This window comes from Candidatus Kinetoplastibacterium sorsogonicusi (assembly GCF_003072465.1).
GTDB lineage: Bacteria > Pseudomonadota > Gammaproteobacteria > Burkholderiales > Burkholderiaceae_B > Kinetoplastidibacterium > Kinetoplastidibacterium kentomonadis.
In genome coordinates this window covers 381,026-400,631 of the sequence record NZ_CP025628.1, presented here as the reverse complement: position 1 = coordinate 400,631, position 19,606 = coordinate 381,026, and the positions used below count along the sequence as shown (strand labels likewise).

At 23.9% G+C, this 19,606-nt stretch carries 18 protein-coding genes; 17 read left to right on the top strand and 1 reads right to left on the bottom strand.

The features are described from left to right. The first annotated feature begins 6 nt into the window (after positions 1-6). The 5 genes from alaS (at position 7) to trmD (ending at position 4,577) form a co-directional block, all read left to right on the top strand. Positions 7-2,640, top strand: coding sequence for an alanine--tRNA ligase (gene alaS / locus CKSOR_RS01925; RefSeq protein ID WP_108673909.1), 2,634 nt, complete (start codon positions 7-9; stop codon positions 2,638-2,640). Further along, a complete protein-coding gene (locus CKSOR_RS01920) occupies positions 2,615-2,881 on the top strand; it encodes a sulfurtransferase TusA family protein (RefSeq protein ID WP_108673908.1) in 267 nt (88 codons plus the stop codon). The genes alaS and CKSOR_RS01920 overlap by 26 nt, the downstream gene beginning before the upstream one ends. Before the next feature lie 104 nt (positions 2,882-2,985). Further along, positions 2,986-3,255, top strand: coding sequence for a 30S ribosomal protein S16 (gene rpsP, locus CKSOR_RS01915; RefSeq protein ID WP_108673907.1), 270 nt, complete (start codon positions 2,986-2,988; stop codon positions 3,253-3,255). Positions 3,256-3,264: 9 nt separating this feature from the next. Continuing rightward, positions 3,265-3,870: a ribosome maturation factor RimM gene (rimM, locus tag CKSOR_RS01910; RefSeq protein ID WP_108673906.1), complete on the top strand. Its 606-nt coding sequence runs from the start codon at positions 3,265-3,267 to the stop codon at positions 3,868-3,870. Beyond that, complete coding sequence (trmD, locus tag CKSOR_RS01905) at positions 3,870-4,577, top strand: tRNA (guanosine(37)-N1)-methyltransferase TrmD (protein WP_108673905.1); 708 nt, start codon at positions 3,870-3,872, stop codon at positions 4,575-4,577. Before rimM ends, trmD begins: the two co-directional genes overlap by 1 nt. 35 nt (positions 4,578-4,612) lie before the next feature. Here trmD and CKSOR_RS01900 read toward each other — a convergent pair whose 3' ends face one another. Further along, a complete protein-coding gene (locus CKSOR_RS01900) occupies positions 4,613-7,507 on the bottom strand; it encodes a valine--tRNA ligase (protein WP_108673904.1) in 2,895 nt (964 codons plus the stop codon). Positions 7,508-7,646: 139 nt separating this feature from the next. On the opposite strand from CKSOR_RS01900, the gene ndk reads away from it, so the two are divergent. The 12 genes from ndk (at position 7,647) to hflC (ending at position 19,582) form a co-directional block, all read left to right on the top strand. Further along, on the top strand, positions 7,647-8,066 hold the full coding sequence (ndk, locus tag CKSOR_RS01895; RefSeq protein WP_108673903.1) for a nucleoside-diphosphate kinase: 420 nt from the start codon (positions 7,647-7,649) through the stop codon (positions 8,064-8,066). Between the two features lie 7 nt (positions 8,067-8,073). After that, a complete protein-coding gene (gene rlmN, locus CKSOR_RS01890) occupies positions 8,074-9,207 on the top strand; it encodes a dual-specificity RNA methyltransferase RlmN (RefSeq protein ID WP_108673902.1) in 1,134 nt (377 codons plus the stop codon). A gap of 64 nt (positions 9,208-9,271) precedes the next feature. Then, complete coding sequence (gene ispG, locus CKSOR_RS01885; protein WP_108673901.1) at positions 9,272-10,537, top strand: flavodoxin-dependent (E)-4-hydroxy-3-methylbut-2-enyl-diphosphate synthase; 1,266 nt, start codon at positions 9,272-9,274, stop codon at positions 10,535-10,537. Between the two features lie 34 nt (positions 10,538-10,571). Next, positions 10,572-11,879 (top strand): histidine--tRNA ligase, encoded by a 1,308-nt coding sequence (gene hisS, locus CKSOR_RS01880; protein ID WP_108673900.1) that lies wholly within the window; start codon positions 10,572-10,574, stop codon positions 11,877-11,879. Continuing rightward, positions 11,876-12,505 (top strand): YfgM family protein, encoded by a 630-nt coding sequence (locus tag CKSOR_RS01875; protein ID WP_108673899.1) that lies wholly within the window; start codon positions 11,876-11,878, stop codon positions 12,503-12,505. Before hisS ends, CKSOR_RS01875 begins: the two co-directional genes overlap by 4 nt. Further along, on the top strand, positions 12,502-13,620 hold the full coding sequence (locus CKSOR_RS01870; protein ID WP_108673898.1) for an outer membrane protein assembly factor BamB family protein: 1,119 nt from the start codon (positions 12,502-12,504) through the stop codon (positions 13,618-13,620). Before CKSOR_RS01875 ends, CKSOR_RS01870 begins: the two co-directional genes overlap by 4 nt. Positions 13,621-13,638: 18 nt before the next feature. Further along, the gene (gene der / locus CKSOR_RS01865; protein ID WP_108673897.1) at positions 13,639-14,991 is read left to right on the top strand and encodes a ribosome biogenesis GTPase Der; all 1,353 of its coding nucleotides are present in this window, start codon (positions 13,639-13,641) and stop codon (positions 14,989-14,991) included. Beyond that, entirely contained in the window at positions 14,984-16,060 is a 1,077-nt protein-coding gene (hisC, locus tag CKSOR_RS01860; protein ID WP_108673896.1) for a histidinol-phosphate transaminase, read from the top strand. The genes der and hisC overlap by 8 nt, the downstream gene beginning before the upstream one ends. A gap of 89 nt (positions 16,061-16,149) precedes the next feature. Beyond that, a complete protein-coding gene (hfq, locus tag CKSOR_RS01855) occupies positions 16,150-16,368 on the top strand; it encodes an RNA chaperone Hfq (protein WP_108673895.1) in 219 nt (72 codons plus the stop codon). A gap of 38 nt (positions 16,369-16,406) precedes the next feature. Next, complete coding sequence (gene hflX, locus CKSOR_RS01850) at positions 16,407-17,492, top strand: GTPase HflX (RefSeq protein WP_108673894.1); 1,086 nt, start codon at positions 16,407-16,409, stop codon at positions 17,490-17,492. Between the two features lie 18 nt (positions 17,493-17,510). Beyond that, positions 17,511-18,683: an FtsH protease activity modulator HflK gene (gene hflK / locus CKSOR_RS01845; RefSeq protein ID WP_108673893.1), complete on the top strand. Its 1,173-nt coding sequence runs from the start codon at positions 17,511-17,513 to the stop codon at positions 18,681-18,683. A gap of 53 nt (positions 18,684-18,736) precedes the next feature. Then, positions 18,737-19,582 carry a protease modulator HflC gene (gene hflC, locus CKSOR_RS01840; protein ID WP_108673892.1) on the top strand — a complete coding sequence of 282 codons (846 nt, stop codon included), beginning with the start codon at positions 18,737-18,739 and terminating at the stop codon, positions 19,580-19,582. Positions 19,583-19,606 lie beyond the last annotated feature (24 nt).

The following is a 19,606-nucleotide window of genomic DNA, read 5'->3' as shown; positions in this document are numbered from 1 at the left end:
TATATTATGAAATCATCTCATATTAGAAAAGAATTTTTGCGTTTTTTTGAGTCAAAAAAACATATTTGTATTCCATCTTCTTCTTTAATACCAAATAATGATACATCAATATTATTTACTAATGCTGGTATGGTTCAGTTTAAAGATATTTTTACTGGGAAAAAAAATATAAATAGTAAACGAGTTACCACTATACAAAAGTGCTTAAGAGCTGGTGGTAAACATAATGATCTTGAAAATGTTGGATATACTAATAGGCATCATACATTTTTTGAAATGTTAGGTAATTTTAGTTTTGGTGATTATTTTAAGCAAGATGCAATTATTTATGCATGGAAATTATTAACTGAAATTTTTCATATAGATGCAAATAAATTATATGTAACTGTTTATTATGAAGATGATGAAGCTTTTAATATATGGCATAAAATTATCGGGTTAAATGATAATAGAATTATTAAAATTAAAGATAAAAATAATCAGAAATATAATTCTGATAATTTTTGGCAAATGTCAGATACAGGACCATGTGGACCTTCATCAGAAATTTTTTATGATTATGGTCCTAGTATTCATGGTGAATTACCTGGTTCAGAGAATGATAATGGTGGAAGATATGTAGAAATATGGAATTTAGTATTTATGCAATTTGATATGAGCATAGATAGAAAATTACATAAATTACCAAGACCTTGTGTAGATACTGGTATGGGTTTAGAAAGAATATCTGCAGTATTACAGAATGTTTATTCTAATTATGAAACTGATTTATTTAAAAATATTATTAACTATTCTAAAAAAATATTAGATGTTAGGAATAATAATAATATCAATTCTTTACAAGTAATTGCTGATCATATTAGATCTTCAGCATTTATGATTGCTGATAATATTATGCCTAGTAATGAAGGTAGGGGTTATGTACTAAGAAGAATTATCAGAAGAGCTTTAAGGCATGCATATAAATTAGGTAATAAAACATCTTTTTTTTATAAATTAGTACCAATTTTATTAAATGATATGGGAAAATTTTATAATGAATTGATAAAAAATCAAGATAAAATAAGTAAAATTATACAAGAAGAAGAAAATAAATTTTCTCACACATTAGAACATGGAATAAAACTATTAGATTTTGAATTAAATAAATTAGAAAATAATAAAATTTTAGATGGTAATATTGCTTTTTTATTATACGATACTTATGGTTTTCCATTAGATTTAACTGAAGATATATGTAAAGAATATAATATTTCAGTAGATAAGAAACAATTTGATATTACTATGCAGAAACAAAAAACATTATCTAGATCAAATAGTAAATTCAATACATTAATAAATATTTCATATACAGGACCTAAAACTATTTTTAATGGTTATAAAAATTTTGAAAATAAAAATTCAAAAATATTAGATATATATGTTAATGGTATAAAAACAAATTATGTTTCCTGTAATAATGAAAATGTAATGATAATATTAGATATCACTCCATTTTATGCTGAATCTGGAGGTCAGGTAGGTGATACAGGAGTATTGTCATTTAAAGAAAATAAATTTGTTGTTTTAGAGACAAAAATTATTAATAATGGCACATTTGTACATTATGGTTTTGTAGAAAGTGGAATTATTTCTATAGGTGATTTAGTTAATGCAAAAATAAATATTAATAATAGAAAAGCTATTTCATCAAATCATTCAGCTACCCATTTATTACATCAAGCTTTATGTAATATTTTAAATAATGAGATCCAACAAAAGGGTTCTTATATTGATGCAGAAAAATTAAGGTTTGATTTTAAGTATGATATTAATCTTACTGAAGAACAGATTCAGTCAATAGAATTTTTAGTAAATAGAGAAATTATTAGTAATAGTATTGTTTATGAAAATCAACTTCCTTATCAAGAAGCAATTGATATTGGAGCAAAGCACTTATCAATAGAATCATATGAAAATATAGTAAGGGTAATAAGTATAGGTTTTTCTAAAGAATTGTGTGGCGGAACTCATGTTATGAGAACTGGTGATATTGGATTATTTAAAATAATATCTGAAACTAGTATATCATCAGGTATACGAAGATTAGAAGCATATACTGGTTATAAAGCATTAAATTATGTGAATCATAATTTAAAAATATTAAAAGAAAGTGCATATATTTTAAATACTAATGCAAATATTATAATAGATAAAATTTTAAAAATAAAAAATGATATAAAATCTTTAGAAAAAGAAAATTTTCAACTTACTCAAAAAAATTTGATAAATATTTCTAATAAGCTTTTATTCAAATGTAAAAATTTTAAAGATATTTCTATATTAATAGAAACTATTGATGATGAAGTGAATAATCAGCAATTGAAAATTATATTAGATAATATAAAAATGCATAAAATAGATACAATAATTGTTTTAATTTCTTTGAGTAAAATAGATTTTATAATATCAATTCCTAAAAAAATGATTAATTTAATAACTGCTAAAGAATTAATTAATAAATTGGTTATAAAAACAGATGGTAAAGGTGGAGGTAATAATGAATTTGCAATGGGTAGTGGCAAAAAAATTGATAATTTAGATATTATATTAATCGAAATTCAGGATTTTATTTATGAAAGAATTAAAAATAAATATTGATGAAGTATATGATTTAAATGTAAATATTAAAATTGATACTTCTAAATTAGTATGTCCATTACCATTACTAAAAACTAAAAAAGCTCTATCAGAAATGAAAAGTGGTGAAATCATAAGTGTTATCACAACTGACGAAAATTCTTTGAAAGATTTTAGATTTTTTTGTGAAAAAACTGGTCATATATTATTAAAACAAGAAAAAATATCTAACAAGTATGTACAAATTATAAAAAAAAAATAAATAATTAAATTTTTTCTCTTTTTATTTATTTTTTATATTTGCTGTTAAAGCAAAAGCACTGTTATAATTAATAATTTGAATAACTATTTTAAGGTATATATACTATGGTGGTAATTCGTTTATCTAGAAGTGGATCAAAGAAACGCCCATTTTATAATTTGGTTGTTACTGATTCACGTAATAGACGAGATGGTCGATTTATAGAAAATCTTGGTTTTTATAACCCTATAACTAATAAAGATATTGATAAAAAACGTGTTTATTTAGAACGTATTCAATATTGGATTAATAACGGTGCTAAGATTACATTAGCAGCTAATAAGGTCATAAGTATTGCATCTAAAGAAAATAAAAAACAATCTATAGAAAATTGATTTTTATTTATGTCGAACAATCAGTTATATACTAAACTAAAATATTCTAATTTGGTAGAACTTGGTTTTGTTTATTCAGCTTATGGAATTAAAGGTGCAATAAAAGTAAAATCATATTCTAAACAAGCTGAAGTTTTGCTCACTGTAAATCAGTGGGGTTTAGCTTGTTTAGGAAAAACTTTTTCTTCTAATATTAATAACAACAATATGACAGTTAAATTTTTTACTGTCGTAAATTCTTTTATATATAAAGAATATATCATTGCGTATTTATCAAATATCAATAATCGTAATGAATCTGAAATTTTGCAAGGATGCAAAATATATGTACAAAGGGATGCGTTTCCAAATCTAAATAATGATGAATATTATTATGTAGATTTAATTGGTTGTGATTTTTATGGGGTATTAGGAAATAATATAACAAAAATTGGTATTGTAAATGATATATTAGACAATAATGCTCATCCTATATTAAAAATTCATGCGCAAAAAAATACTTTGAAGAAACAAAATAAAAATATAGAAATATTAGTTCCATTTGTTAAAGCATATATTGAAGAAGTAGATCTTCAAAGAAATATAATTATTAGTAATTGGTTAATAGAAGAATAATGCGTATTGATGTCATCTCTATTTTTCCTGAAATATTTGATTCTATAAAATCATATGGCATTACAGCTAAAGCATTAAATAAATCTTTGTGGATGTTAAATATTTGGAATCCTAGATTATTTGCTAAATATCCAAATTATAGAGTCGATGATCGTCCGTATGGTGGTGGTCCAGGTATGGTAATGTTAGCAGAGCCATTAGAAAAAACAATTGAAGCAATTAAAAAAGATAGATTATGCTATGAAAAAAAAATAGATATACCTATTATTTATCTAACACCAGCTGGAAAAACTTTCAATAATACAATTGCTAATGATTTATCTACAAAAGATGGTTTAATAATTATTTGTGGACGATATGAGGGTATTGATCAACGCTTAATAGATAAATATGTAAATTTAGAACTATCTATAGGTGATTTCATATTATCTGGAGGAGAAATAGCTGCTATAGCTATTATAGATTCTATAATAAGATTTTTACCAGGTGTATTAAATGATAAAGAATCTGCTCTTCAAGATTCTTTTGGAGCAAAAATATCAGGTTTATTAGATACTCCTCATTATACAAGACCAAGAATATATAATGGAATTAATGTTCCTGATATTTTATTAAATGGAAATCATAAAGATATTTCTCAATGGAGAAAAATGCAATCAATAAAAATTACGAAAAAAAGAAGACCTGATTTATTGTTAAAAAAATGAATGTATTTTTTAAAATACATTCATTTTAATTGATATTAATTTTCTTGATTTTTATAAACAGAATATTGATATTTTAATTTATTTAATAATAATAAATTTTTCTCTAATAGCATTTTTTCTTTATCTATAATATTTTTTGGAGCTTTTTTAATAAAATTAATATTATTAAGTTTTTCATGAATTTTTGAAATTATATTTTGAATATCAAATATTTCTTTTTCTATTTTTAACATTTCATCAAAAATATTTATCTTAATATCAAGCATAATACGATTTTTTTCAATAACATGCACAATAGAATCATTATTAGGTAAATCATTAACTATATCTAGAGAAGATAATTTAGATAATGAAATTATATAATTTTTATAAATTTCTAAATTATTTGTATCTTCAGTTTCAATAAAAGCTGATATTTTTTGAGCTGGTGATATATTCATTTTGCTACGTAAAATTCTTATGCTTTCAACATATTTTTTTAACATTAGCATTTTATTAATTGATAATTGGTCAAGATTTTTTTCTTGAAATACAGGATACTCTTGAATACAAATACTAGTATTTTTAGTACCATTTATATTATGAATAACCTTTTGCCATAATTCTTCAGTTATATAAGGCATTATAGGATGTAATAACCTTAATATCTCTTCAAGTACAGTTATCAAGGTAAAATATGTAGCTAATATAGTATTTTTATCTCCAATTTTTAATTGTATTTTTGCACATTCTAAATACCAATCACAATATTCTTCCCATATAAATTTATAGATAGAATTAGCTACATTATCTAATCTATTGTCTTCAAACCCTTTTTTTATTTCTAATTTGAGATATTGTAATTCTGATAAAATCCAGTTATCAATAAATGATAATTTATTTTTTTCAAAATATTTGAAATTAAGAGACTCTTTAGGTCTATTTATTAAAACAAATCTAGTTGCGTTCCAAATTTTATTACAGAAATTTCTATATCCTTCACATCTTTTAATATCAAAATTAATATCTCTACCTAAACTAGCATAAGAAGCCATTGTAAATCTTAAAGCATCAGTACCAAATGATTGTATGCCATTGGGAAAATTTTTAATAGTATGCTTTTTAATTTGTTCTGCTAACTTTGGATTCATTAAGCCTGTAGTTCTTTTTATAATTAACTTATCTAATGAAATACCATCTATTAAATCAATTGGATCTATAGTATTACCTTTAGATTTACTCATTTTTTGGCCTTCATGATCCCTGATTAATCCATGTATATATACATTATGAAATGGTATATTTCCAGTTAGATAAGTGGTTAACATTATCATTCTTGTTACCCAAAAAAATATAATATCAAAACCAGTCACCAAAATAGTTGATGGGAAATATTTATTTAAATATTCACTATTATTTGGCCATTTTAAACTAATAAAAGGTACTATTGCAGAGGAAAACCAAGTATCTAATACATCCTGATCTCTTCGCAATTTTCCAACAACACCAGCTTCTTTAGCTAAAATTTCAGCCTCTTTTTCATTTCTAGCAACAAATATTTTTCCATCTTCAGAATACCAAGCAGGAATTTGGTGACCCCACCAAATTTGTCTAGAAATACACCAATCTTGAATATTATTCAACCATTTATTATATATTTTAGTCCAAGATTCTGGGTAAAATTTAATACTGTTATTTGATACTACATTCAATGCTATTTCTGCTAAACTTTTTTGATAAAAAGACCCAAAATTTGTCTTTTTGTTTACTGCAACAAACCATTGATTTGTTAACATTGGCTCTAAAGTTACTCCTGATCTATCACCTATTGGAACTGTAGTTTTATATGTAGATACTTTGAATAAAAAATTATTATCTTCTAATTCTTTGATAACCTTTTTACGTGCTATATATCTATCCAATCCACGAAATTTTTCTGGTACTTGATCATTTAAATGAGCTTGTTTTGTAAATATACAAGTTAATGGTAAATTATGTCTTTTAGAACATTCATAATCATTAAAATCATGGGCACCGGTAATTTTTACACATCCAGTACCAAATTCTTTATCTACAAAATTATCACTAATGATTTTTATTTTTTTATTAGATAATGGTATTGCAACATATTTTCCAATTAAATGTTTATATCTAGAATCATCAGGATGAACGCAAATAGCAGTATCAGCAAATATGGTTTCAGGTCTAGTAGTAGCTATTAAAATTCCTTTAATTTTATTACCATTTTGATCTATTATTTCATCATTTTGATCTATAAATAAATATTGTATGTAATACATAGAGCAATTGACTTCTTTGTACTGTACTTCTAAATCTGATACAGCTGTTAATAATTTAGGATCCCAATTTACCATTTTAGTACCTTTATATATTAATCCTTGATTATAAAGTCGTACAAATGTTTCAATAACTCCTTTTGAAAAATTATCGTCCATAGTGAAATATTCTTGAGACCAATCAGCTGATATTCCAAGACGTTTTATTTGATTTGTGATATTTGATTTAGATCTATTTTTCCATTTCCAAATTTCTTGAATAAACTGTTCTCTACCTAAATCATTTTTAAAAATATTATTTGCTTCTAAATTTCTTTCTACTACTATTTGTGTAGCAATGCCAGCATGATCTGTGCCTGGAATTAATAGAGCATCTTTCCCATGCATCCTATTATAACGAATAAGAATATCTATTATAGTATTATTAAAAGCATGTCCCATATGTAAAGTACCTGTAACATTCGGTGGAGGTGATTGAATAACATATGCTCCATGATTTTCACATGCTTTATTAAAATCTGCCCTGAAATATCCATTTTTTTCCCATTGAGAATAAATTTTTGTTTCTATTTCATTCGGATCAAAATTTTTTGCAATATCTGCATCATTAATTGATGTATTATGATTTAATTCATTTTTTGTATTTAATATCATTTGTATAAACTTCTATAATATGGATAAATTAATTTAAATAGTATTAAATTAATTATAGATCTTTTAGTTAAAATATTGTATGTATATAATAAATAATAATTTTTATAATAATTATTATTTTACTTAATAAGAGAAAATCATGTCTAAAAATCAATATACTTTATCAATTATAAAACCAGATGCTGTTTCTAAAAATTGTATAGGTCAAATTATAAGTCGTTTTGAATCTGCAAACTTAAAAATTGTAGCGGCTAAAATGATTCATTTAACAAAAAATGAGGCAGAGCAATTTTATATTGAACATATTAATCGTCCATTTTTTAAAGAGTTAGTAAACTTTATGATCTCTGGACCTATATTTGTACAAATATTAAAAGGTGTTAATGCTATTCAAAAAAATCGTGATATTATGGGTGATACTGACCCTAAAAAAGCATTAAAAGGTACAATTAGAGGTGATTTTGCTGATAATATTGATGCTAACGCCGTACATGGATCAGATTCAAAAATTTCTGCTGAACGTGAAATAAAATTTTTTTTCCCAAATTTTAAAGAGTAATTAATATATGGAGCAAAAAGAGAATATTAATTTATTAGGATTAAATAAACTATCTTTAGCAAGATTATTGAAAAATATTGGAGAAAAAGAATTTCGCTCTGATCAGTTAATTAAATGGATCCATAAACATAATTATGATTCATTTGAAAAAATGTCTAATATTTCTTTAAATTTAAAAAAAAAATTAACTGAAATATCGCATATAAAATCTATACCTTTAAAAGATGAGTATATTTCTAAAGATAAAACTATTAAATGGATATTTAATATAGATAAAAATAATGCTATAGAAACAGTTTATATACCTACAAAAACAAGACGTACTTTATGTATTTCTAGTCAAGTAGGATGTGCAGTAAACTGTAGTTTTTGCTCTACAGGTAAACAAGGATTTAATAGAAATTTGTCTACTCATGAGATAATTGGTCAATTATGGTTTGCAAAAAAAGCTATTAATAATTTACAAAATAATGATTTTTTTGGATTTAAATCATTAAATATTAATAATAATAATATTATTACTAATGTTGTAATGATGGGTATGGGAGAGCCTTTATTAAACTATGATCAACTATTACCAGCATTAAATTTAATGTTAGATGATAATGCTTATGGTTTATCTCGTAGAAAAATTACAGTTTCTACTTCTGGCATAATCCCAATGATATATAAATTAGCCAAAGATTGTCCTGTTTCTTTAGCTATTTCTCTTCATGCTCCAAATAATAATTTACGTGATATTTTAATGCCAATTAATATAAAGTATCCTATTGAAGAACTTTTAAATGCTTGTGAAACTTATGTGAGATATAGTCCCAAAAATTTTATTACATTTGAATACTGTATGATAAAAAATGTAAATGATTCTAAAATGCATGCTTATGAACTGATAAATATATTAAAAAATCTAAATTGTAAAATAAATATAATTCCATTTAATAGTTTTCCTAATTCTAAATTTGAATGCTCAGATGAAAATACGATATCTGATTTTGTAAACATATTATCTCAAGCAGGATTAATAACAACAATTAGAAAAACAAGAGGAGATGATATATATGCCGCTTGTGGTCAATTGGCTGGTAATGTACAAGACAAAACAAAAATAACATTCATTAATAAAAGCAAAGAATTTTTGTAAATTATTAAAATACTCATTATATGGTAGAAACTTTCATATAGTTATTCTAAGGTCATAATATACGATGAAAAATAATTCACTTCTAATAAAAGACTCAATCTTAAACAAAAACCATAAATCATATTATGTAAATATTTGCTGGAAAAATAACTATGTAAAAATAGGAAAAGGTTATCCTATTATTATACAGTCTATGACAAATACTGATACCGCTGATATTGAATCAACTGTAAATCAAATAAAAGATTTAGTAGATGCTGGTTCAGAACTAGTAAGAATAACAGTAAATAATGATAAAGCTGCTAAAGCAGTGCATAAGATTAGAAATTTATTAGATAATAATGGTATATTTGTACCTTTAATAGGAGATTTTCATTTCAATGGACATAAATTATTGAATGAAAATCCAAATTGTGCAAAATCTTTATCTAAATATAGAATTAATCCAGGCAATGTAGGACGTTATAAGACCAAAGATAATAATTTTGCTCAAATGATAAAAATAGCTAATTTATATAATAAACCAATAAGGATTGGTGTCAATTGGGGCTCATTAGATCAAGATATTTTATCATCTATAATGAATGAAAATAATAAATTAGCTAATCCTTTAGACTCTACACAAATTATGAAAGAAGCTATGATTTCTTCTGCAATAAATAGTGCATTATACGCAGAAAAATTAGGTATGAAAGCTAACAATATTATACTTTCTTGTAAAGTTAGTCATGTTAATGATCTAATTTCTATATACCAAGAACTTTCTAAACGCTGCAACTATGCACTACATTTAGGATTGACAGAAGCTGGTATTGGCATTTCTGGTATAATAGCTTCTACATCAGCATTGTCAATTTTGCTTAATCAAGGTATAGGTAATACTATTAGGGTATCTGTTACTAATCAACCAAAAGAAAAGCGCTCTTTAGAAGTTTTGATAGCAAAAAACATTTTACAAGTACTTAATTTAAGATATTTTTCTCCAAAATTAATTTCATGTCCAGGATGTGGTCGTACTAACGGATTATTTTTTCAAAAACTTGTTAGTGATATACAATTATATTTAGAACAAAATAGTTCTATATGGATGAAAAAATATATTGGTGTTGAAAATATGACTGTTGCAGTTATGGGATGTGTAGTCAATGGACCAGGAGAAAGCAAACATGCTAATATTGGTATTAGTTTACCTGGTAATGGAGAATTCCCAGTTGCTCCTGTTTATATAAATGGTATTCACCATACTACTATTAAAGGAAATGATATATATCATCAATTTATTAATATATTAAATCAATATATTAATAAAACTTATAAAATAAAGATGTAATATCAGTATATAAACATTAACTTATGTAAAAAATATGACCAAAGATAATAAAATTTTTGCAGTAAGAGGTATGAATGATGTTATACCAAAAGATAGCTTTAATTGGAATAAATTAGAAACATTAATTCAAGAATGGTTATCTAATTATGGATATTTAAATATTAAAATACCAATTCTTGAATATACTGATTTATTTGTTAGAGGTATAGGTGAAATTACAGACATAGTAGAGAAAGAAATGTATTCTTTTAATGATGGTATTAATGGACCTTCATTAACTATGCGTCCTGAGATAACAGCAGGCATAGTTCGTTCTGTAATAGAAAATAATTTATTATATGATGGTCCTAAAAGATTATATTCTTTGGGGCCAGTATTTCGTCATGAAAGACCACAAAGTGGTAGATATCGTCAATTTCATCAAATAGATGTAGAAGCATTTGGATTTGCAGGACCAGATATAGATTTTGAAATTATTTCTATGTTATCTCATTTTTGGCAAAAGCTTGAAATCCTTGAGTATGTACAACTGGAGATTAATTCATTAGGTGATATTCAAGAACGCAAATTACATAAAGATGCTCTTATCAGTTATTTTCGTAAATATTTAGAATATTTAGATCAAGATAGTAAAAGAAGATTAGAATTAAATCCTTTAAGAATATTAGACTCTAAAAATAATAATATGCAAGAGATTATTAATAATGCTCCAAAATTAATTGATTTTTTAGGATATGAATCTAAAAAACATTTTGATTTATTATGTAATTTTTTAGAAAAAACTAAAGTTAAATATTTAGTTAATCATAGATTAGTCAGAGGATTAGATTATTATAATAATACTGTTTTTGAATGGATATCTGATGATTTAGGTGCAAAAAGTACTTTTTGTGGTGGTGGCAGATATGATAAATTGATAGAAAATTTAGGTGGAAAATCTACACCAGCAATAGGTTTTGCAATAGGTTTTGAGCGTTTATTATACATATACAATAAATTACATAAAAGTAATATAAATAAACATGAGTTAAAACAGTGTGATATATATATAGTATATAGTAGTACAGAAGCATATATATATGGATATAATATTGCAAATAAATTAAGACAATTAGGTAAATCTGTAATTTTACATGCAGGTAATAATAATTTTAAGCAACAATTTAAAAAAGCTGATTTAAGTGGTGCTATTTGGGCATTAATAATAGGCGAGCAAGAATTATTAGAGAAAACAATTAGTATTAAATGCCTCAGAGCTGAACATAAAACAAATAAATTAGAGCAAATAAAAATATCTTATGAAGAAATTATTAACTTTTTTACATATAATCAAAATATATGAAAATCAAAAATAACTATATCAAAATAATGAAAAATTTTTTAATTAAAAATTTATATAAATTTTTAATAGTTATTTCTTTAATATTACTTCCTATATTATCATATTTATTATATATTTATATTGATAATAAATCACAATATATTAATCCTAACAAAGTATTAGAAAATATAGAATTAGCTAGTTTTGATGAAAAAACATCAATAGAACATATTACAAATTTAGAAAATATATTAGCTAGCAATTTTAATAAAAACCTATGTTATCCATATGGAACTTTCTTAGCAACTAGATTTTTATCGTCTCAAGGCCATATTCAAGAATCAATTGATATGTTGAATATTTATATTCAACAATCTAAAAATAGTATATTAAAAAATGTAGCATTGTTTCGAAAATCTGGCTTACTACTAGAACAAAAAAAATATGAAGAAGCTATTTTTCAATTAAATAATCCTAATAAATATTTTGAAAATTTATTTAATGATAGAAAAGCAGATATTTTAATCTGTCAAGGTAAAATAAAGGAAGGTTTATTTTTATTAAATAAAATTTTAGAAAAATTAGATAAAAATGATCCATTAATAAAAATAATATCTTTGAAAATTGATGCACTAAAATCTTTATGAAATATATTTATATCTTATTAATTTCATGCTGTTTGATGTCATGTTCTTTACATAATAAGATCTATCATATAAATGATAAAGAATTTTTTATTAAAAAAACTATTATAAACAATCATTTTTTTAATAAAATAAGTAGCTCAATTATATCTATAATTATTCAAAAAGATTATTTGTATTATGCTTATAACAATGGACAAATATCTAAATTAAATATAAAACTTGGAAAAATATGTTGGACTAACAATATAAACCACCAATTAATATCTGGTATATGTGTAAAAGATAATTATATAGCTACTATTACAAAGGATGGATATTTATTTATTTTAGATATAAATGGAAAAATTATTTGGAAAAAAAATATTAACAGTTCAAGCAACTATATACCAATAATTCATAATGATTTAGTAATTATTAGAACAGATAATAATAAATTAAAAGCATTTTCTATAATTAATAAAAAATTAATATGGAATATATATTCTCCACTATTTGATTTTAATATAAAAGAAGAAACATATTTTTGTTGTCATAATGATTTACTTATTGCATCAATACCTGATAAAAAAATAATAATTATTGATTTAAAACATGGTAATACTATATGGGATTATAGTGTACCTGTTAAAGAAGGATATGATGATATAGAAAGAATAAATAATGTTTATTCTTTTCATGTTATTAATAATATTTTATACATTGTATCTTACAATGGTGATTTATTAGCTATTGATTTAATAAATCAATTTAAAAAAATATGGCATAATTCTTTAAATTTAACTATAAAACATTTATTAGTAGAAAATAAGAATTTATATATTACTGATCAAAATAATATCATTAGATGTTTTAACTCTAATAATTGTGAATTATTATGGAAATATGAGAATTTTTGTAATAAAAATATTAATAAACCTATTTGTATTAAAAATTATTTACTTGTATCAGATAATAAAGGCTATATTTATTTATTAAATAAATATTCTGGCACAATGTATGGTAATATTAAATTAAATCATTACAATAATTCATTTACACTAATCAATGATAATAGCTTCATTATTAATTCTAATAATAGAAAATTATCTTTGGTGGAAATTAAAAATTTTTTATAAATTTATACTTTATTTATCGTGTATTTTAAACCAATTATAACTTTAGTAGGTCGTCCAAATGTAGGTAAATCTACATTATTTAACCGCCTAACAAAATCTAGAAATGCTTTAGTAGCTGATTTTCCAGGTCTTACAAGAGATCGAAATTATGGAGAATGTAAAATATCTACCAAACCTTTTATTGTGGTAGATACTGGTGGATTTGAGCCAGTTATCAAAAATGGTATTGAAAGTGAAATGTCTAAGCAAACAAAGGAAGCTATTTTAGAATCTGATATAATTTTATTTTTAGTAGATGTACGTTCTGGTCTTAATAATACTGATTATGATATTGCAAAATTACTGAGATTATCAAGCAAAAAGCATATTATAGTTGTTATAAATAAATCTGAAGGTTTAGAAACGTGGCAATCTAATAATAATTTTTATGAGCTAGGTTTTGAAAAATATTTTTCCATATCTTCTGCTCATGGCCATGGCATAGATAAAATGATAAATTATATTTGTAGCATAATTCCAGATTATCAAAGTAATAACAATGTATCAAATAATATAAATTACAATAAAATAAAATTAGCAATCGTAGGTCGTCCAAATGTAGGTAAATCTACTTTTATAAATACTATAATAGGTGAAAATCGAGTTGTAGTATTTGATATGCCTGGTACTACTAGAGATATAGTTAAAATAGACTTTTGTAAAAATAAACAAGAATATATAGTAATTGATACAGCTGGTTTGAGAAAAAAAGGTAAAGTATTTCATACTATAGAAAAATTTTCTATAGTAAAAACATTACAAGCTATAGAAGATAGTAATGTAGTTTTATTAATTGTTGATCATCAAATTCAAGAACAAGATTTACACATAATTAGATTTATAATAGAATCAGGAAAATCTATAGTAATAGCTATTAATAAATGTGAAAATTTAAAAATGCATGAAATGCAAGAATTAATACTTAATTGCAGAAGAGAAATACATTTTTTAAATTTTGCAAAAGTACATTGTATTTCTGCTTTAACTGGTAAAGGTATAAATAATATTTTTCATTCAATAGAAAATGCATATGCTTCAGCTTTTAAAAAATTATCTACTCCATTATTAACTAGAACTTTACAATCAGCAGTTTTACATCAACAACCACCCAAAAAAACAAATTTTCGTCCTAAATTGAAATATGCTCACCAAGGGGGTCATAATCCACCTGTAATTATTATTCATGGTACATCTTTATATTCAATTTCTAATGATTACCGTCGCTTTTTAGAAAAATACTTTCGTGAAAAATTTCATTTAGAGGGAACGCCTTTAAGAATAGAATTTAAATCTTCAAAAAATCCTTATTTTAATAGAGAGAAAAATGAATAATTATTGGAGTGCAATTGTCAATAACTTAGATCCTTATGTGCCTGGAGAACAAACTAAACTATCTAATGTAATAAAACTTAATACAAATGAAAATCCTTATGGACCATCCTACAAAGTTTTAGATGCAATTAAAAATTCTTGTAATAATCAATTAAGGTTATATCCTGACCCTGAATCAATAAGTCTTAGAGATCAAATAGCTTCTTTATATAATTTAAATATAGATAATATTTTTGTAGGTAATGGATCGGATGAAGTATTAGCTCAATCATTTTTAGCTTTCTTTCAAAAAGAAAAACCTATCATATTTCCTGATATTACTTATAGTTTTTATAAGACATACTGCCAATTATTTAATATTGCATATAAAACAATTCCATTAGACGAATATTTTAATATTAAAATATCGGATTATTTACCTAAAATACATAAAAATTATATTGGTGGGATAATTTTTCCTAACCCTAATGCTCCTACAGGAATTAATTTAGAATTAACAGATGTAGAAAAAATTATTTCTAGTAATAAAAATATTGTAGTAGTAATAGATGAAGCTTATGTAGATTTTGGATCTACATCAGCAGTTAGCTTAATTAATAAATATGATAATTTATTAATTGTTCAAACATTTTCTAAATCTAGGTCTCTAGCTGGCTTAAGAATAGGTTTTGCTATTGGTAATAAAAATTTAATTAATGGTTTAATTAGAGTAAAAAATAGTTTTAATTCATATCCAGTTGATAAATTAGCATCTATTGGTGCTATAGCTGCATTTCAAGATATTGATTATTTTAATTTTACATGTAATTCAATAATAAAGTTAAGAAATAATTTGATTAATGATATGATTAACTTAGGTTTTGAAGTACTCCCATCTAAAGCAAATTTTATATTTGCAAAGCACAATAAATATGATGCAAAAATCATTTATGAAAAATTAAAAGATAATAATATCCTTGTTCGTCATTTTAATAAAGATAGAATTAATCAATATTTAAGAATAAGTATTGGTATAGAAGAACATTTATCTCAATTAATTTATATATTAAATAAAATAGTAAATAACTAGAAACATATCAAGATATTTGATTGTATAATTGATGATTAATATCAATAAAAAAATATTATAGCCAATAACATATGTATGGAGCATAATCAATGTTTAATAATAATCAAATATTACAAGACCAATTTTTAAATAAATTAAAACAGGATAAAATACCAGTTTCAATTTATTTAGTTAATGGTATTAAACTGCAAGGTCAAATAGAATCTTTTGATCAATATATTATTTTATTAAAAAATACAGTTACACAAATGATATATAAGCATGCAATATCAACTATTGTACCAACAAAAAATATTATTTTTACATAGAAATATTTAAATATTAAAGATAAGTTTTTTTAAACAATATGAAATCCATTATAGTTAATGTCAATTTTATGAATGAGGTAATATCAAAATCTCAAATAGATGAATTTTTCATGTTATCTAATACTTATGGCTGTCAAGTGATTAATACATTTAATATTAAAAGAAAAGAACCTGATATTAAGTATTTTATTGGCATTGGAAAAATGAAAGAGATTTATAATTTTATTATTGAATATTCTATTGATATTATATTATTTAACTGTGAATTATCAGCTTCGCAGCAAAGAAATATTGAAGATTATTTAAAAATTAAAGTAATTGATAGAGTATATTTAATATTAGAAATTTTTGCTATGAGAGCAAAAAGTTATGAAGGAAAATTGCAGATAGAATTAGCTCGCTTAACTTATTTGTCTTCTAGATTGAAGAATATGTGGACACATTTAGAACGACAAAAAGGTGGTATAGGTGTTCGTGGTGGACCTGGAGAATCTCAAATTGAATTAGATCGTAGGATGATTAATAATAAAATTAAATCTTTAAAAATTAATTTATCTCATCTAGAAAAACAAAGACATATTCAAAGAGAAAATCGTAAAAAAAGTAGAGCTTTTTCAATATCTTTAGTTGGATATACAAATGCAGGTAAATCTACATTGTTTAATTCTTTAACAAAAAAAAATACTTATGTAGCTGATAAATTGTTTGCTACATTAGATACTTTATCTAGAAAAATGTGGATAGATAAATATAATATTATTATATCTGATACAGTTGGATTTATCAGAAATCTTCCTCATAATTTAATTGAAGCATTTAAATCAACATTAGAAGAAGTAACTTATGCAGATCTACTTTTACATGTTATAGATGCTTCAAGTGAAAATTATATGGAAGAAATAATTGCTGTTAACAATGTACTGAAAGAAATAGGAGCAATCAATATACCAACTCTTATGATTTATAATAAGATAGATTTATCTCATATAGAATCTAGAATAGAATTTGATAATAATAATTCAGTTAAAAATATATATATCAGTGCTTTGAATAATAATGGATTAGATAAAATAAAGGATGCTATTTTAAAATTAGTATCTATAAAGTTGAAAAATATAAACTAATTAATTTAAAAAACTAATATGATCAATCAATATAAAAAATTTAAAAATATAGCTATAGACTTTTATCATAGACAAGAACCACCAGATTTAGAAGAAATTTGGATGAATTTTAATAAAAAAATACGCTCTATATTTCATATTAATACAAATTTTTCAGAAAATCATAATAAATCATATTTTATTTTTATTTTTTTGATTATATTAATTCTATGGCTTATAAGTGGTTTTTTTATTGTACAAGAAGGTAAAGTAGCTGTTTTAACAAGATTTGGTAAATATATAAAAACTGTGCAATCTGGTATACATTGGAAATTTCCTTCTCCAATAGACAGTTATGAAATAGTTAATATATCAAGACTTAGAACATTAGAAATAGGTTATAGAGGTAATTCTGCTAATAAAATATTACCAGAATCGTTAATGCTCACTAATGATGAAAATATTGTAGATATGCAATTTGTCGTACAATATAGATTAAGAAATGATGGTGCTCCTAATTACTTATTTAAAATTAGTGATCCTAATAATTCAGTTAGACAGGTTGCTGAAACTGCTATGAGAGAAATAGTAGGTAAAAGGAATATGGATTTTGTTTTATATGAAGGTAGAACTTTAGTTTCTCTAGATGTTCAAAATCTTATGCAACATATTCTTGATAATTATAAAACAGGTATACAAATAGACACAGTTGCTATACAAAATGTACAACCTCCAGAGCAAGTACAAGCAGCTTTTGATGATGCAGTAAAAGCAGGTCAAGACAGAGAAAGAAAAATTAATGAAGGATATGCATATGCTAATCATATTATACCATTAGCTAGTGGTCAGGCTTCAAGATTATTAGAACAAGCAGAAGGTTATAAAACTAAGATTATTGAGGAAGCTAAAGGTAATGTATCTAGATTTGATAGTATCTTAAAAGAATATGAAAAAAATCCAGATATCACCAGTTCACGTATATATTTAGAAGGTATGGAAGAAATTTTTTCTCAAAATGATAAAATCATAATTAATAGCGATAATAGTACTATTCTTATACCAAATGAAAGAATTAATAAAAAAGCATTAAATAAATATATTCAAGACAAAGATGATAATAAAAATTTACCCAAAGATAATGTTGCAGAAGATATTAATTCTAATTATCAAAATATAGTTCGCAATGAACAAATTTTATCTAGAAATCGTTAATTTATATTCAATAATATCAAGGATTGGCTGTGAAGAAGTTTATCATTTTAGTTATGTCTATATTACTATTTACTATTTTACCGTTATCAATATTTGTTGTACATGAAAGATCATGTGCTATTGTTTTTACGCTTGGAGAAATAAGTCGAGAAATACATGAGCCGGGTTTTTATTTTAAATTACCTTTACCATTTCAAAATGTTATTAAATTAGATAAAAGAATTTTAACTATTGAATCTAAAAATGCAGAAAGAATACAAACATCTGAAAAGAAAAATTTATTAATAGATTCATTTGTAAAATGGAAAATAGTCAACCCTCGTTTATTTTACATAACATTTGGAGGAAGTGAAAAATCAGCTCATGAGCGTTTACAAGCACAAATTAGAGATGCTTTGAATGCATCTGTAAACGTTAGAACTGTAAAAGATGTATTATCTCTAGAGCGTGGAAAAATCATGTCAGAAATTTTGACTAATGTTGCAAAAAGAGCTGAACCTTTTGGTGTAGAAATAGTAGACGTGAAGTTAAGACGTATAGAATTTGCTCCAGAAATATCTCAATCAGTATATAAAAGAATGGAAGCTGAAAGAACAAAAGTAGCAAATGAATTAAGATCTATTGGTGCAGCAGAAAGTGAAAAAATTAGAGCAGAAGCTGATAGAAAAATGGAAGAAATTATTGCTAAAGCAAATTCAAAATCTAAAATTATTATGGGTAATGCTGATGCTATTGCTAGTGCTATATATGCAGAATCTTATAAAAAAAATCCTGATTTTTATAAATTTTATAGAAGTTTAGAGGCTTACAAAAAATCTTTTAATTCTAATAATGATTTATTTGTTATAAATCCTAAATCAGAATTTTTTAAATATATTAATAAATCTAAATCTAATTAATAGTATCAAAAAAACAACAAATTT

Coding starts and splice junctions, on each gene's coding strand:
- hflX (WP_108673894.1), top strand. CDS start 16,407: ATGAAATCCATTATAGTTAATGTCAATTTTATGAATGAGGTAATATCA.
- hisC (WP_108673896.1), top strand. CDS start 14,984: ATGAATAATTATTGGAGTGCAATTGTCAATAACTTAGATCCTTATGTG.
- hfq (WP_108673895.1), top strand. CDS start 16,150: ATGTTTAATAATAATCAAATATTACAAGACCAATTTTTAAATAAATTA.
- hflC (WP_108673892.1), top strand. CDS start 18,737: ATGTCTATATTACTATTTACTATTTTACCGTTATCAATATTTGTTGTA.
- rimM (WP_108673906.1), top strand. CDS start 3,265: ATGTCGAACAATCAGTTATATACTAAACTAAAATATTCTAATTTGGTA.
- hisS (WP_108673900.1), top strand. CDS start 10,572: ATGACCAAAGATAATAAAATTTTTGCAGTAAGAGGTATGAATGATGTT.
- rlmN (WP_108673902.1), top strand. CDS start 8,074: ATGGAGCAAAAAGAGAATATTAATTTATTAGGATTAAATAAACTATCT.
- hflK (WP_108673893.1), top strand. CDS start 17,511: ATGATCAATCAATATAAAAAATTTAAAAATATAGCTATAGACTTTTAT.
- CKSOR_RS01900 (WP_108673904.1), bottom strand. CDS start 7,507: ATGATATTAAATACAAAAAATGAATTAAATCATAATACATCAATTAAT.
- trmD (WP_108673905.1), top strand. CDS start 3,870: ATGCGTATTGATGTCATCTCTATTTTTCCTGAAATATTTGATTCTATA.
- CKSOR_RS01920 (WP_108673908.1), top strand. CDS start 2,615: ATGAAAGAATTAAAAATAAATATTGATGAAGTATATGATTTAAATGTA.
- alaS (WP_108673909.1), top strand. CDS start 7: ATGAAATCATCTCATATTAGAAAAGAATTTTTGCGTTTTTTTGAGTCA.
- CKSOR_RS01875 (WP_108673899.1), top strand. CDS start 11,876: ATGAAAATCAAAAATAACTATATCAAAATAATGAAAAATTTTTTAATT.
- rpsP (WP_108673907.1), top strand. CDS start 2,986: ATGGTGGTAATTCGTTTATCTAGAAGTGGATCAAAGAAACGCCCATTT.
- CKSOR_RS01870 (WP_108673898.1), top strand. CDS start 12,502: ATGAAATATATTTATATCTTATTAATTTCATGCTGTTTGATGTCATGT.
- ndk (WP_108673903.1), top strand. CDS start 7,647: ATGTCTAAAAATCAATATACTTTATCAATTATAAAACCAGATGCTGTT.
- ispG (WP_108673901.1), top strand. CDS start 9,272: ATGAAAAATAATTCACTTCTAATAAAAGACTCAATCTTAAACAAAAAC.